Annotated in this window: 14 protein-coding genes; 10 read left to right on the top strand and 4 right to left on the bottom strand. The window is 58.1% G+C overall.

All coding sequences use genetic code 11. From position 1 onward, the window contains the following. Nucleotides 1-128 precede the first annotated feature (128 nt). On the top strand, nucleotides 129-353 hold the full coding sequence (locus RTS12_RS04045) for a DoxX family protein (RefSeq protein WP_312525753.1): 225 nt from the start codon (nucleotides 129-131) through the stop codon (nucleotides 351-353). A gap of 84 nt (nucleotides 354-437) precedes the next feature. On the opposite strand, the gene RTS12_RS04040 is transcribed toward RTS12_RS04045, so the two are convergent. Both RTS12_RS04040 and RTS12_RS04035 read right to left on the bottom strand, forming a co-directional pair. Then, nucleotides 438-1,337 carry a LysR family transcriptional regulator gene (locus RTS12_RS04040; protein WP_312525752.1) on the bottom strand — a complete coding sequence of 300 codons (900 nt, stop codon included), beginning with the start codon at nucleotides 1,335-1,337 and terminating at the stop codon, nucleotides 438-440. Nucleotides 1,338-1,524: 187 nt separating this feature from the next. Next, a complete protein-coding gene (locus tag RTS12_RS04035; RefSeq protein ID WP_312525750.1) occupies nucleotides 1,525-3,168 on the bottom strand; it encodes a BCCT family transporter in 1,644 nt (547 codons plus the stop codon). 709 nt (nucleotides 3,169-3,877) lie between these two features. Here RTS12_RS04035 and RTS12_RS04030 point away from each other — a divergent pair. Both RTS12_RS04030 and RTS12_RS04025 read left to right on the top strand, forming a co-directional pair. Then, nucleotides 3,878-4,816, top strand: coding sequence for a DUF481 domain-containing protein (locus tag RTS12_RS04030; protein ID WP_312525748.1), 939 nt, complete (start codon nucleotides 3,878-3,880; stop codon nucleotides 4,814-4,816). 156 nt (nucleotides 4,817-4,972) lie between these two features. Beyond that, on the top strand, nucleotides 4,973-6,457 hold the full coding sequence (locus RTS12_RS04025) for a phospholipase D-like domain-containing protein (protein ID WP_312525746.1): 1,485 nt from the start codon (nucleotides 4,973-4,975) through the stop codon (nucleotides 6,455-6,457). A gap of 198 nt (nucleotides 6,458-6,655) precedes the next feature. Here the strand turns inward: RTS12_RS04025 and RTS12_RS04020 are convergent, their stop codons facing one another. Continuing rightward, a complete protein-coding gene (locus tag RTS12_RS04020) occupies nucleotides 6,656-7,660 on the bottom strand; it encodes an Ldh family oxidoreductase (protein ID WP_312525744.1) in 1,005 nt (334 codons plus the stop codon). 212 nt (nucleotides 7,661-7,872) lie between these two features. On the opposite strand from RTS12_RS04020, the gene RTS12_RS04015 reads away from it, so the two are divergent. The 7 genes from RTS12_RS04015 (at nucleotide 7,873) to RTS12_RS03985 (ending at nucleotide 13,878) form a co-directional block, all read left to right on the top strand. After that, nucleotides 7,873-8,580, top strand: coding sequence for a FadR/GntR family transcriptional regulator (locus RTS12_RS04015; protein ID WP_312525742.1), 708 nt, complete (start codon nucleotides 7,873-7,875; stop codon nucleotides 8,578-8,580). 38 nt (nucleotides 8,581-8,618) lie between these two features. Further along, complete coding sequence (locus RTS12_RS04010) at nucleotides 8,619-9,590, top strand: tripartite tricarboxylate transporter substrate binding protein (protein WP_312525740.1); 972 nt, start codon at nucleotides 8,619-8,621, stop codon at nucleotides 9,588-9,590. A gap of 3 nt (nucleotides 9,591-9,593) precedes the next feature. After that, nucleotides 9,594-10,052, top strand: a complete 459-nt coding sequence (locus RTS12_RS04005; protein ID WP_312525738.1) for a tripartite tricarboxylate transporter TctB family protein — start codon at nucleotides 9,594-9,596, stop codon at nucleotides 10,050-10,052. Continuing rightward, nucleotides 10,052-11,572 carry a tripartite tricarboxylate transporter permease gene (locus RTS12_RS04000; protein ID WP_312525736.1) on the top strand — a complete coding sequence of 507 codons (1,521 nt, stop codon included), beginning with the start codon at nucleotides 10,052-10,054 and terminating at the stop codon, nucleotides 11,570-11,572. Before RTS12_RS04005 ends, RTS12_RS04000 begins: the two co-directional genes overlap by 1 nt. A gap of 11 nt (nucleotides 11,573-11,583) precedes the next feature. After that, nucleotides 11,584-12,081: a 2,4'-dihydroxyacetophenone dioxygenase family protein gene (locus RTS12_RS03995; protein WP_312525734.1), complete on the top strand. Its 498-nt coding sequence runs from the start codon at nucleotides 11,584-11,586 to the stop codon at nucleotides 12,079-12,081. Then, nucleotides 12,059-12,814 (top strand): SDR family NAD(P)-dependent oxidoreductase, encoded by a 756-nt coding sequence (locus RTS12_RS03990; RefSeq protein WP_312525732.1) that lies wholly within the window; start codon nucleotides 12,059-12,061, stop codon nucleotides 12,812-12,814. Before RTS12_RS03995 ends, RTS12_RS03990 begins: the two co-directional genes overlap by 23 nt. Before the next feature lie 62 nt (nucleotides 12,815-12,876). Next, the gene (locus RTS12_RS03985; RefSeq protein WP_312525730.1) at nucleotides 12,877-13,878 is read left to right on the top strand and encodes an alcohol dehydrogenase catalytic domain-containing protein; all 1,002 of its coding nucleotides are present in this window, start codon (nucleotides 12,877-12,879) and stop codon (nucleotides 13,876-13,878) included. A gap of 64 nt (nucleotides 13,879-13,942) precedes the next feature. On the opposite strand, the gene RTS12_RS03980 is transcribed toward RTS12_RS03985, so the two are convergent. Next, entirely contained in the window at nucleotides 13,943-14,680 is a 738-nt protein-coding gene (locus RTS12_RS03980) for an IclR family transcriptional regulator (RefSeq protein ID WP_312525727.1), read from the bottom strand. Nucleotides 14,681-14,948 lie beyond the last annotated feature (268 nt).

Here is a 14,948-nt window from a genome sequence, read left to right as displayed (position 1 = left end):
TGGCGGCCCTCGTCGCGGTATCGGTCATAGATCGGTCCTTTTCGGCGCAGATCGGAAGGTAAATTCTGGGCTTTCCCGCCTCGGATGCCATGCCGCCCGTTGGCTCGTTGCCATGGATCGCAGGTATTTTGGAACTGACACTAGGCTTTCTGGTCACGATCGGACTTTTCACCCGCGTTTCGGCCTTTGTGCTGTCGGGCCTGATGGCATTCGCCTATTTCATCGCCCATGCACCGCAAAGCTTCTATCCCGCGCAAAACGGCGGCACGGCGGCGATCCTGTTTTCCTTCGTCTTTCTGTATCTGGCAGCGGCTGGCGCGGGTCCGATCAGCGTTGATGCCAAGCGGGCATAAGCCTGGGCTAGAATGATTGCAAAATTGGCGCGATCCCTTTCGGGGTTGCTCCTTTCGCATATCTGCCCAAAGGGCGCGAGCAGATTAAAGCGGCCGGGTTTCCTTAACATAGGCCTCGAAAAAATCCGAGAAAGTCGCAACCCGCAGGGGCAGCTGCTCATAGGGTGGATAGTAAAGCGTCAGCCAAATCTCGGGCAGCGACCATTGCGGCAAGATCCGGACCACCCGGCCCGCAGATAGCGCCTCGTCCAGGATAAAGTTCGGCAAAAGCGCGATCCCTTCGCCGTTCATGACCAGCTGAGCCAAAAGGTCGCCGTTATTTGCGCTAAGCGTTCCGCGCACCTTGTGTTGGTATTGGACCTTGCCCTGCGACAGCTCCCACGTCTCGCTGCGCGCATCGCTATGATAGCTCAGGCAGCAAAACTGCGACAAATCCTTGGGGGCTTGCGGGGTGCCATTGGCAGCAAGATAGTCGGGCGAGGCGAACAGGCTGCGCGATATCTGGCAGACTTTGCGCCAGATCGTCGACTTGTCGGTCGGCGGCCCCGAGACGCGGATCGCCAGATCGAAGTCTTCTTCGACAATATCGACAAAGCGGTCAGATAAACTTAGCGCGACTTTCGTGTCCGGATAAAGTGCCGCGAATTGCGACAGCACCGGGGGTAAGACCCTGACCCCAAGTGAAATTGGCGCGCTGATGCGCAAATGCCCCGAGGTGATCCCCTGCGCCTCGCGGATTTCTTGGGCCGCGGCGGACAGGCCTTGTGCCAAAGGTCCGACCTTGGCGGCATAGGCCGCCCCCGCCGATGTCAGCGATACCTGCCGCGTTGTGCGCACCAACAACTGGACCCCAAGGCGATCTTCCAGACCCGCAATTGCCCGGGTGACGGCAGCGGCTGTCATGCCCAGTTGACGCGCGGCCCCGGCAAAGCTGGACAGTTCGGCGACGGCCAAGAATACGCGGATTGTTTCAAGTTCACCCATGCAGCCAGCATTACGGTAAACGCGTTAAAATATGCAAGATTATGGTGGCTTGCGCCCCTTTATGTCAGCGCGCGTGGCAATGGCACCTTTGCCGTGATCCGTGGCTCGCCCCTTACAGCTGTGCAGGCGATCCCGATAAATGGGCTTTGGGGCAAATGTGACCCAAAGCCCAAATGCGTGTCAGGGATCAGCTTTCAACCAAAGCATCATAGCGATCACGCAAATGGTCGCGAAACAATGCCTTGGCCAGCGAGATACACATCAGCACCATCACAAACGCAAAGGGCAATGCCCCGATGATCATCGCATCTTGCAATGCGCCCAGACCGCCGCCTCCGGCAAGGGTCAGCGCCGCGATGACCAAGGTCAGGATAACGCCCCAGATCACCCGGTGCATCACCCCCGTGTCCACCGCGCCGCCAGCCATGATCGTATTCATCACCAAAATACCGGAATCCGCCGAGGTGACCAGAAAGGTCAGGATCAGAACCACGCTCATCACCGACACAAATTGAAACATCCCGTCCGACAAAAGGTAGTGCAATGTGACGAACAGCTTGTTGGTCAAAGATGCATCCAGAATGGCGCCCTGCGCAATCTGGCGCACTTCAAGATCAATGGCCGTACCGCCCAGAATGGTGAACCAGGCAAAGCACACCAAGGATGGCGCGATGACCGCCCCCAGGACGAATTCGCGAATGGTTCGGCCCTTAGAAATGCGGGCCAGAAACAGCCCGACAAAAGGCGAGAACGCAATCCACCACGCCCAATAGAACGTGGTCGCCCCTGCTTGCCACGCGCCCAGTTCGGTCTGGGTGCCATAGGCCTCGAAGGATAGCGCCGGGAAATGCAGCAAATAGTCGAAAGTCGCCTGAACATAGGTCGTCATTGCAAAAGCAAATGAGCCGAAAACAGCGAAAACCAGTAGCAATGCGCAAGACAGCACAAGGTTGAGGTTGGACAGATACTTTACCCCCCGGCCAACGCCGGAAACCGCCGAGAGGGTCGACAGCCCCATGACCATCACCAAGGCGACCAAAAGGCCGACCAAAGATGGCGAAGGGGGGCCGCCCGCCTCGCCGGGTTGCAAAAGCCATTGATAGCCCAGAACCGAATAGGCCCCTTCGACCAGCTGACTGACGCCATAGCCAATGGTGACTGCGACCCCAAGGATCGTGGCGATAATTCCCAAGATATCAACGATATGCCCCAAAATGCCGTTCATTGCAGAGCCAAAGATCGGTGTCAGCGCCGAGCGGATCGTCAAAGGCATGTCGCGGGTATAGGCATAATAGGCAAGGCAAAGCCCGGTCACGACGTAAATCGACCAGGCGTGAAAGCCGTAATGCATAAAGCTATAGCGATATGCTGATTGGATTGCATCGACCTGATAGGCTTGGGCATTGCCGCGGATGATCTCGGGATTTGCCCCCCAAAGCCCCAGCGGCTCGGCGGTGGCATAGACCATCAGACCCACACCAAGTCCCGCGCCAAACATCATTGCAAACCACGAAAATGTCGAAAACTCGGGCCGATCGCCCTCGTGACCAAGGCGGCGTCGCCCCGACGAGGGGATGATGGCGACGATGATCAAAAACCACGCGAACATGCCAACAGACAGCACGTAAAACGAGTTGAAAAGGTTCAAAAGCCCAGTGTTGACAGCCGAAAGAGCGTCGCCAGCACTGAGGGGAAACAACAGTGCCCAGACCACCAAAAGCGACATGCTGATCTTGGATACAAGAGCGATGGGCAGTGAGTAGCCCTGATAAAAACCATTGTCTTGTGTGTCGATTTCTACGTCAGTGAACGGAGGTGAAACTTCATTCATCCTGCAAGATATCTCCTTAGCTTCAGGCCGACACATCTGGACGGCCCAAATAAGCCCAAGCCCGTCATTGAAGGCGGGTGGGTGATTGGAATTTGCATGCTCTCGCTAAAAGATCGGAGTAAAATCCGAGGGGAAAATCAGGTGGAACTTGCCACTTTCCCTAAGGCTTGTGGCTGTTGCACCAGCTTCGGCGCACCACAAGTTTATCAAGCCAAAAGAACACATGAACGGCACGACCTATAGCAAAATCAGACAAATTGGAACCGCCGATAAGCATATAAACGACATTTTTGCCAAAAAACGACACGCCCTAACACCGAAGGGCGCGTTTGGGTGACAAAAGGATATGCGATTTTCCGGTCACAATAAGTTGAGGATCCTGCTGAACGCTGGCTTTTCGGGGCGATACAATCGGCCGTTCTCAGACATAACCGCCCAATGTTCTCTCGCCGGGGGGCAGGGGATAAAGCCAAGCATATTGAGTGGCATCGCCGAAACAGGCGCCATGAATTTTCTGACACAACCTGCGCTTTAAAAGAGGGAACCCGCCGCGGCCGCCGAACCTTTGCGCCATTGGGGCTGTGTTGCTGAACGGCCACGAGAATGCCCGGCTGGGTGGCCCACACCCTATCACCACAGCAGCAGAGGCGTACCTTTTACATGTGGTTCACAATGAACTTGGCTCACTAAGCTACTTGGAGAGACAGTAATGAACACTTTTTCCAAACTTGCCGGCGCTACCATTTTGGCAGCTGCAACCGTCGCCCCAGCCTATGCGCAGCAGGAAATTGCAACAGGGGCGAATGCTGTCGGCATTACAGACGTGAATGAGCAGATGCGTGACGTCGAACGTGACGTCCGCGACGACTTTGCCCGATCCGAGGATAATTACCGCTTTGGCCCCGGTTCGGGGAATGAGGGTGTCTTTGGTTCGATCGCACTTAGCTATGCCGGGCGCACCGGGAACGAGGAAAATCAGGATTTCAGCCTTGCTGGTCGCCTGAGCCAAAACTATGGCCAATTCGCACAATCGGTCGGGATCTTGCTGGAATATGGCGAGGACGATCAAGGTGATGCCGAGACGAAAAGAACCTCGGTGATCTATGATGCTGCCTATTTCTTCAATGACCGCTTCTATGCATTCGCCCTGGGTCGGGTTGCCACCGATGGCATGGCGGGTGATGTAGACGGGCTATCGGATTCCCAGGACTATCAAGATCTTGATGGCGGCCTGAAACGCGACGCCTTCCTTGGCGTGGGTCCGGGCTATCGGATCTTGAACAATGATACCACCGCATGGCGCGTGCAGGCTGGCGTGGGTATTCGCTACACCAAGGCCTATAACGTGACTTCGGATGCCAATCCCGCCGATCCGCTTGCGGGGACCGGGGAGTGGGATTCGAACACCGATGTCGGCTATATTGTCTCGTCGCGTTTCTATCACCGCTTCAACGAGAATATCTTCGTCACGAATGATACCGACTATCTGACTTCGGATGTGAACGACCTGATCACCAACGAGCTTGGTGTGAACTTCAAGATGAGCGATGCCTTCGCCACCCGCGTGTCCTACAAAACGGAATATGTGTCTGACCGCGCTATTCGGACAGATAACACGCTTGGTGTGTCTCTGGTCTACGGCTTCTAAGCCAACTCTCACTCTCTCAACTCGGGCGATCCAATTGGGTCGCCCTTTTTCACAGCCAAGCCAAACAGTGCCAGACAAGGTGGTGGGGTGCAGGGCAGGGGAAACCAACTGGCTTTCAGGATCGTTTGTCTTTTGTCGTAAGCGGGTTGGGCAGGAATGAAAGCTTTCTCATTTGAACTGGGCCGGAATTGTTGGCGCGAGGCACGCGCCGATGCGTTTTCGGTCATCGTCGACGGTGCAGATTACTTTCGTGCCCTACGAGAATCCCTGATCAAGGCAAAGCGTCTGGTCTTTATGGTCGGATGGGATTTCGACTTTGAGATCGAGATGCTGCCCGGGCAATCCGACGATCTTGGCAATGCCCCGGATGGTTTCCCCAATGCGGTCGGCCCGTTTCTAGATGCCTTGGTGGAACGGTGCCCGACGCTCGACATCTATCTGTTGAAATGGAGCGGAGGCACCTTGTTTCAGCCAAGACAGGTTGTGCAGCTTGCCAAACTTAAAATTCTTTCACCCAATCAGATCCATTTTGCCTTGGACGGGCACCACCCCATCGGGGCGTGTCATCATCAGAAGGTTGTTGTGATCGACGATGCCTTGGCGTTTTGCGGCGGCATTGATGTGACCGACGGCCGCTGGGACACCCCCGAGCATCTGAGCGGTGATCCACGCCGCGGCAAGGGTCAAAATATCGCCCCCCCTTGGCACGATCTGACAACGGTTTTGTCAGGACCCGCCGCCGCAGATCTTAGCGAACTGTGCCGCGCGCGCTGGTACCGCGCCAATTCCGCCGAGGTTGATGAGGAATTTCTGCCCGGGGGTGATCGTTGGCCCGACAGCATCCGTCCCGATTTCACCAATATCAAGGTCGGCATTGCGCGTACCGAACCGCCTGAAAACGGGCGTCCGATCACAGCCGAAATCGAGCGGCTGTACCTGGAAAGCATCCTCAGCGCCGAGCGTGTTATCTATTTGGAATCTCAGTATTTCTGCTCGGACAGCATCTTTCGTGCCATTCGTTCAAGGCTGGTGCAACCCAATGGTCCAGAGGTGATCATCATCAATCCTGAGGCGGCGCATAATTTTGTCGAAGATGCGGCAATGCATGTCACGCGCAGCCGGATGATGCGCGCCCTTAAGGCCGTCGATCATGGCGACCGCTTTATGATCCTTTATCCGATCAATGACGCGCATGAGGCGATCTATATTCACGCCAAGGTCCAGATCGTGGACGAGGATTTCCTTCGGGTTGGTTCAAGCAATATCGATCGCCGCTCGATGGGATTTGATACCGAATGCGACATCGCCCTGATGGCAAACAGTCCGCGAGACAAGGCGCGGGTGCGTGACATTCGCAACGGACTTCTTGCCGAGCATCTTGGCTGTGAGCGTGACGAGCTGGCCAGCAAGATCGAACAAACCGGCAGCGTCATCGCCGCAATCAAGGCACTGAACCGCGGTGACGGTCGCGGATTGCGCGCAATCCAGCCACGCCGCGAGGGGGTATTGGGCTCGATTTTGGCCAATACTCGCTTTTTTGATCCCCGTTATCGCCGAAGCCGCCGTCCGGCATCAGGCAGCCCGTTGTTCCGCATGACGCGCGACAACGGACATATTCCAACCTTAACTAATTTCGGCTGAGGCGGCATTGGGGTGACACCCTGGCAGGTAAAGCTTCCGGATGATGAAATGCGCCCCGCCGTCTGCGATAACCCTTATTCATTGCACATATCCGCCAAGGTTTCGACTCGCGACCAATCAAGTATTTCATCTGAAGATCAGTTGCTTGATATCGTATATTGATCGGGTTTGATCAGCGCCTTAGCAGTGCCCTACCCTTTATGCCTTGATGGCATCTTTACCCATCAGTGCAGAAATGCGCCCCAGCAAAGTGGTTGAGACGGGAATGCCATTATCGATATTCGCGGCGCGGATTGCATAGCGGCGGCTTCCGGGCAGGCGGGCGTCTTGGGCGTCAAAGCCGGCAAAGATGTCTTCGGCGCGGGACACAGCGCCCGCTCCGCCGATCAGCTCGGGCGACAGGGCAAGGATCAACTCGCCGTGGCATGGCGCGGCGCGGGCACCTTGATCAAAATCCATCGATTGGCGGCTGGACATGTCACCGATCATCGGACCTGCCATCAATTCGATCATCGTGGCCAGAGCCGAGCCTTTATGCCCACCGAATGGCAGCATGACACCAGCCAGAACCTGAGCCGGATCCGTGGTAGGATTGCCATTTGGATCAAGGCCCCACCCTTCGGGAATTGGCCGAGATTGATCTCGTGCAAGCGCAATATCGGCCCGCGCAGCGGCGGTGGTGGCAAAGTCGAACACATAGGGTGGATGTTTGGCGCGCGGCCACGCAAATGCCATCGGATTGGTGCCCAGAAGCCCTTTGGTGCCACCTGCTGGCGCGACCCAAGCATGGGTGGGATTCATCGAAAGGGCAACCAGCCCCTGCTCTGCGATCCGCTCGATCACGGGCCAAAGTGCGGTCGAGTGAAAGCCGTTGCGAACCGTCAAAATACCAATCCCCAAGGCCTTGGCCGAGGCGATCAGACCCGCCAAGCCCCGCTCGGCGCCCAGGCAGGAAAAGCCAAAATCTGCGTCGACACTGGTAAAAGCGGCTGTTTTTCCCTCGGGCTGGGGATCGGCATTTTTATTGAACTGCGGATGGGCCATTGTCTCCAGCGTGCCGGGCAGACGCTGCAATCCATGAGACAGGCTGCCGTCACGCTCGGCCGCACCCAACATCATCGCGACCGATGCCGCCTGTGCCGCATTCAGCCCATGAGACATCAAAAAGCCTTGGGCCAGCGACAAGACTTCGTCCTCGGTCATGAGCTGCACCTCAGTTGACGATCTGGCCTTCATCCGACTTTCCTTCCCGTTGAATCAGCGTGCCACTTGGCCCGGCGCAAACAACCTGTCCCAAATCCTCTTGGATCGCCATGGCCTTCAGGTTGGCTTTCCTCAGATATATCTTGCTTATAATCTGACTTGACTGATTAATCATCTGATGATTGAAGGCGCCGTTGGGGGAGGAGGACGCTTTGGTAAAAGAAAAGCTGGCAGATGGTGTGCTTGATTGCATCGGCGCGGATATAGCGGCCGGGCGCCTTGCCGAAGGCAGCGTCATCCCAACTGAGCCCGAATTGATGGCACGCTACGGCGTTGGTCGGTCCTCGATCCGCGAGGCGATCCGCACGCTGTCTGGTCTGGGCATGGTCGAAACCGCGCCACGCCGCGGCACGACTGTCACCTCGCGCATGCAATGGAACATGCTAAGTCGCGAGGTCATGCGCTGGATCATGGCAGGCCAGACCCATACCCAGGATCTTTTGGCGGCCATCGACGAAGCCCGCCTGATCTTCGAGCCTTCGGCCGCCGCGCTGGTCGCCACGCGCGCGACACGGATGCAGATTATCGCCATCGAAACGGCCTATGCCCGCATGGAAGAGGCCGCGAACAGATCCGATCCGGATGGCGCCATTCTGGCCGACCGGGAATTCCATCTGGCGCTGTTGCAGGCAACGGGAAACCCGATCTTGCAAGCTTTTGATGCCGCAATCGATGCGGTCTTAGGGGCGCTTTTCTCGGTGACGGCCAATCACATGGACAATTTTCGGGCCAATTTGGTCAATCACCTTGCGGTGCTTGAAGCGATCCGACGCGGCGATGCCGATGGAGCTCGCGTGGCGATGACCGCCACGATTGGTTTTACGACAAGCAAAATGAAAGACGCGGGACTGATCCGTTAATCGCGGCGACCCGCCACTACTACGACCAAGGAGAGGTAATGTTGAAGAATTTCATGATCGTTGCAGCGGGTCTCTCGCTCAGCGCGGGCGCGGCTTTTGCTGAATATCCTGAAAAGCCGATCCAGCTGATCGTGGCTTGGAATGCTGGCGGCGGCACGGATGCGATTGCACGCATCGTCGCGGCAGGGCTGGAAAAAGAGCTGGGCGTGACGGTGAACGTCGTGAACAAGCCCGGCGGTGGCGGGGTCATCGGCCATTCCGAGATGCTGAACACCCGCCCCGATGGCTATACGCTGGGTTTCGCCAGCGCCGAGATTGCCAGCTATTATTGGGCTGGCAACGCGCCGTTCAAAGCCAGCGACTACACCCCGCTTGGCCTGGTCAACTTTGATGCCGCTGCTTTCCACGTCGCGGCGGATACCCCCTGGGCTGACGCCAAAGCCGCGATCGAGGATATCAAATCCAAACCCGCAGGCACTTACAAGCTGTCGGGCATGGGCGCAGGCGCCGCCTATCACCTTGCTTTCGCGGGCTTCCTTAAGGCGAATGGCGTCGATCCCTTGATCGTGACCCATGTGCCCTCGCAAGGTGCGGCCCCCGGCTTTCAAGAGCTGGCAGCGGGTGGCGTTCAGATCATCCCATCCTCGTTGCCCGAGGGCCTGTCGATGATGCAGGCAGGCAAATCGAAACCACTTGCAGTCCTGTCTGAGACCCGCATCGCGGCTTTCGCGGATGTTCCGACCGCGCAAGAGGCCACCGGCGTGGCGTTTTCCGGCGGCACCTGGCGTGGCGTTGTCGGCCCTCAGGGCATGGAAGATGCAACCCGTGACAAGCTGGCCGCAGCCGTCGCCAAAGTGGCCGCCTCGGACGAGTTCAAAGCCTTCATGGACGACAAAGGCTTTGGCACTGCCAGCTATGACCCCGAGGCCTTCGGCGCCTTCCTGGCCGCACAACATCAAAGCGTTGGCGAGATCATGAATGATCTGGGCCTCGCGCAGCGCCAGGAGTAATCGATGCGCCTGCCGGATTTCTGGACAGGACTGGCATTTGCCATCCTGGGGCTCGCGATTGCCCTTGTGGCACGCGGATTTCACGTGCCGGCAGGCGCGGCTTCGCCCAGGCTGCTTCCGATGATTATCGGGGGCACAATGGCTGCGATGGGGGCCGCGATTATGCTGCGCGGACTGCGTGAGGCTGGCAGCTTCACGCGCCCTGACTGGCTGGGCTCGCCGCGCCGCTTGGCATTGATCGCCTATCTGCCGATTGCCATTGCCGCATTCGTTTGGCTGACGCCAACGTTGGGCACGATCGCGGTTGCCGTGCCGATGGTGGCAATCCACGGTCTGATCTATGGCCTCAAGCCGTTGCCCGCATTGACCACCGGCGTTGTGGCCGGGGTCGGAATATCAATCATCTTTACCCATCTGCTTGGCGTCCCGCTGCCTGATGGCATCATCGAGGGGCTGTTCTGATGGAGGCATTTTCCGCTGGCCTGTCGATGGTGTTTCAGGCCGAGGTTCTGATCACCATCCTTGTCTCGGCTCTCTTTGGCCTGTTCGTCGGCATGATCCCGGGGCTAAGTGCAACGATGGCTGTGGCGCTTTTGGTGCCGGTCACGTTCACCATGTCGCCCGTGGCTGCACTGGCCACGATCATCACCTGCTCGGCCATGTCGATCTTTGCGGGCGATGTGCCGGGCGCGTTTTTGCGCATTCCGGGCACCCCATCGTCGGCCGCTTATACGAATGATATGAATGATCTGGTCCGCGCGGGCCGGGTCGGTGACGCCTTGGGCATGTCCGCGGTTGCATCTGTTTTGGGTGGCACCATGGGCACGATTGTCCTGATTTTTGGCGCCCCATTTCTGGCCGAATTTGCGCTGAACTTCTCAAGTTTCGAGTATTTCTGGCTGGCTCTGCTTGGGCTGTCCTGCGCAACGCTTGTGGCGGGCGATGATGCGCTGAAGGGCGGGATCGCGCTGATGCTGGGGCTGTTCTTGTCCACGATCGGGCTAGATTTTGTCACCGGGATGCAGCGTTTCACCTTTGGCTTCATGGAACTGCAAGGTGGCGTGAACTTTATCGCCGTGATGATCGGGGCCTTCGCCCTGGCCGAGATCTTGCGCCGCGCCGCGACATTTCGTGGCACGAAGCTGCAAGTGGACGCCAAGATCGATGTCTCGGGACCACCGATGCCCAAATTCAGCACGATTTGGTCGCAAAAGGCCGCAATCGGGCGTGGGGGCATTATTGGCACGTTGATCGGCGCGCTACCTGGGGCGGGGGCCGATATCGCGGCCTGGGTCGCCTATGCCGTCTCAAAACGCTTTTCCAAGGATCCGTCAAAATTCGGCAAAGGCTCGGTCGAGGGGGTCGCTGGTGCGTCTTCGGCCAATAACGCGGCACTGTCCGGATCCTATGTGCCCACGCTGGTCTTTGGTATTCCGGGCGATTCAATTACCGCAATCGTGGTTGGGGTGTTGATCCTGAAGGGTATTCAGCCCGGACCGCTGGTCTTTACCCAGTCGGCCGATATGGTGAACGCGCTTTATATCATCTTTTTGCTGTCCAACCTGCTGCTGATCCCGCTTGGGATTCTGGCAATCTATATGGGCCGCTTTGCGATTGGTGTGCGTGATGAGCTGCTTTACCCAGTGATCTTAATGCTGAGCCTGTTTGGCGCCTATGCCGTGTCCAACAGCCTATTCGAGTTGTGGGTCGTGCTGTCGATCGGCTTCCTTGTCTGGATGATGCAGGAAAATGATTATCCGGCCGCACCTTTGATCCTGGGCCTCGTCTTGGGGCAGGTGCTTGAACAGAACTTCATGTCCTCGATCATCAAATCTGACGGCAATCTGATCGCTTTCTTTGACCGCCCGATTTCCGGGGTTCTGGGCGCGCTGACAATTGTCGTCTGGTCCTATCCGCTGGTGGCCGCGCTGGTGCGACGTATGAGCCGCACCCAAAAACTCTCTGATACTCCCTCGCTCTGAAAGGAAGAACGATGTACGCAAATATGAAGGGCTCGACCCATCCCCTCGCACCAAGCGAGATCGCACTTAAGGCCATTCCCGATGATGACCGCGTCTGGGTGCCGCAGGCGCCGAACGTGTTCTTTCGTCCGATGTTCCTGAACACGCTGACCGGGCAATGGTGCAACCTGCTAAAGGTGACGCGCTCGGGGATCTTGTCGCGCCACCTGCATCCTGCACCTGTCTTTGGCATGGTTCTGAAGGGGAAATGGCACTATTTCGAGCATGACTGGGTCGCCGAAGAGGGCTCTTTCGTCTATGAGCCCCCGGGCGAGATCCACACGCTGAACGTGCCCGAAGATTGCAGTGAGATGATCACCTTCTTCAACATCTCGGGCTGCATGGTCTACCTGGACGAGCAGAACAAGCAGATCGGCTACGAGGACGTCTTTACCAAGATCGACATGTGCCGCGCCCATTACGAAAAAGTTGGCCTTGGGGCAGATTATGTCGACCAGTTCATCCGCTGATTGGGCCAAAGGCTGGGTTGAGGGGCGCGTCGTTTTGGTTACTGGCGGCACGGGGGGCATCGGCGGCGCAATCGCCGAGGCCTTCCGCGACGCGGGTGCCCAGGTCATCGCCACTGGCGCCAGCGACCGCGAAGTCGCCCAGGCCGATGAACGCCCAAGCGCGCATGGCATCAGCCATCGCCAGCTGGACGTGCGCAGCACCGAGGGTGTGCGTGCCTTTGTCAGCGGCCTGGAACGTCTGGATGTGGTCGTGAACTGCGCGGGCATCATCCGTCGCGGCGAAGAATTGGCATCCGAGGTTTTCGAGCAGGTCGTGGACATCAACCTGACCGGCACGATGCGGGTCTGCGAGGCGGCAGCGCCGCTGCTTGAGGCATCGGGTGGCTCGATCATCAACATCGCCTCGATGCTTAGCTTCTTTGGTGGCGGCCTTGTGCCCGGCTATTCGGCCTCGAAAGGCGGCATCGCGCAGCTGACCAAGTCGCTGGCCATTGCCTATGCTCCCAAAGGTATCCGCGTGAATGCCATTGCGCCGGGATGGATTGCCACCCCGCTGACCGAGGCGCTGCAAAATGATCCGGCGCGCTCGCAGCCGATCCTTTCGCGCACGCCATTGGCGCGCTGGGGTCGCCCCGAGGATCTGCATGGTCTGGCGCTTTTCCTGACCGGACCGCATGCGGCCTTTATGACCGGCAATGTCATTCCGGTCGATGGCGGCTATTCGATCAGCTGAGCTATCGCTTATGGGCGGCCCCGCGCCGCCCATATTCCATTCCAATTTTGTCCGAGATTGCCATGAAAGCCATCGTTTACACCGCCCCGATGCAGGTTTCCCTTCAAGAGGTCGAGGCCCCTCAGGGTGCGGGCGTTCTCGTGCAGGTCGATGCCTGCGGCATCTGCGGCACAGATCTGACCATTTTCAAAGGCGCCCATCCCCGCGCCACGGCTCCGCTGGTTCTGGGTCACGAGTTCATCGGACATACCGCCGAGGATTGCGCCGAATTTCCGGCAGGGACCCGCGTCACCTGCTATCCGCTGATCTCTTGCGGCTTGTGCCAGACCTGTCTCTCTGGTCAGGCCCATATCTGCGACAAGCTGCGGCTTTATGGAATCGATGCGGCCGGTGGCATGGCCGATCAGGTCCGCATTCCCGCGTCAGAGCTACTGGCAGTTGACCCTGACGTCCCCGATGTCGTGGCTGCCCAAGCCGAGCCGCTGGCAGTTTGCATCCATGCCGCGCGGCGGGTGAATTGCGCAACCAGCGATCATGTTGCCATTATCGGTGCCGGCCCGATCGGCACGACGCTTGCCGCCTATCTGCGCCGTCGTGGCGTTGGATCGGTTGCGCTTTTCGACACCAATGAGGCGCGTATCAAGCAGTTGCGCGACGCAGGCTTTGACGCCTATGCCGCCACGGCCGAGAATTTCAGCGCGGCCCTGTCCAAGCAGGGGTGCCAAGGCTTTGACACGGTATTTGAATGCGCAGGTGCCGCACCTGCGGTCGCAGATGCACTGCGCTTTGTGCGGACGGGCGGCAAGATTGCCGTTGTCTCGATCCACAAAGGGGCACAGCCGGTTGATCTGCAAGCGCTTGCCTTTCGCGAAATCGAAATCATCGGCACGCGCGTCTATACCCGCGATGATTTTGCGCAAGCCGTTCACATGCTGGCCCCGATGCAGCAGGAACTTAGCTGGCTGGGCGGTGAAACCTATACCCCCGAGGCGGCCCCAGCCCTGTTTCAGGCGCTTGTCGATGGAACCGGGCCGCTAAAGGCCATTATCGCCTTCACAGGCTAAACAGACAAACGGGCGATCCACCGGATTGCCCGTTTTCCTACATCACTTTAACGGTTTGGCTGATTTATTCGGCCAGAAAGCGCGCCTCGATTTTGGTGCGAAGGGATGTCAAGCCTGAAACCACCCGAGAGGCGCGCTGATCGATGCGCGATTGGGGCAGAACCGAACTGATGGCGAAAAGCCCATGATCCGTGCGGATCGCGACCGCAATGGCCGATAGGCCAGCATAGCTTTCGGCAATGTCATAGGCAGGCTCACGCGCAGACAGCAATGTCGCGCAGATCTTTGTGGCCTCGGGACCGGGCATGGTTTCCTGCAGGATCTGAAGGGCGCGCTCAGGCGCGATATTGGCCAAAAGCGCACGTCCGGGTGCAAGAACATGTGCCGGAAAGGGCAGGGCGCCAAGCGGATAGACCACGCGCAAGGGATGCTCGGCAATGCAGCATTCCAACACCGTCACCTGTGCCCCGCTGAATTTGCACAAAGCTATGGTTTCGCCGATTTGCTCGGATAGATCCGCGATCAAAGGCCGCAATTCCGCCGTCAGATCGATCTGGCGGCGTTGCAGCAACTCTCCAAGCGCTGGTCCCAGCTGAAAGCCGTAGCCCTGATCCGAAAGAGCAACCAATCCTTCGGTTTCCAGCGCTTGAATGATGCGCTGCACGGTCGATCGCGCCAGCCCCACCCTTGCGGCCAAGGCAGCAAGGCTAAGGCCCGCGGGATGTTCGCCCAGCTCTCGCAGCAGGGCTGCTGCCCGCGCAATCACCTGAATCCCGCCCGTCCTGTCGTTGGCCTCGCCCATGTCGTTTGCCGCCGTATTCCTATTCGATCAGCCCGGCTTATAGGCGCTTCGCACCCTTAGCACAAACCGCATCACTGGTACCTGGCCGCGCCTGTCCAATGCCAGAGCTCTTATCATCAAAGACCCTTCATGCGCCATAACGTATACGGCTGTATTCTTTTGCATCATCAAACCTTGGGCGCACGGCCATTCGCATATCATTGATATACATTGGGGCACCTCGATTTTTCCTTGTTTTCCGCCGTTCAGGGCCGATTTGGCGGCCTGA

This window comes from Paracoccus sp. (in: a-proteobacteria), from assembly GCF_032007265.1.
Classification (GTDB): domain Bacteria; phylum Pseudomonadota; class Alphaproteobacteria; order Rhodobacterales; family Rhodobacteraceae; genus Paracoccus.
Note: the sequence above shows the minus strand (reverse complement) of the source record. Positions and strands in the feature narration are given on the sequence as shown.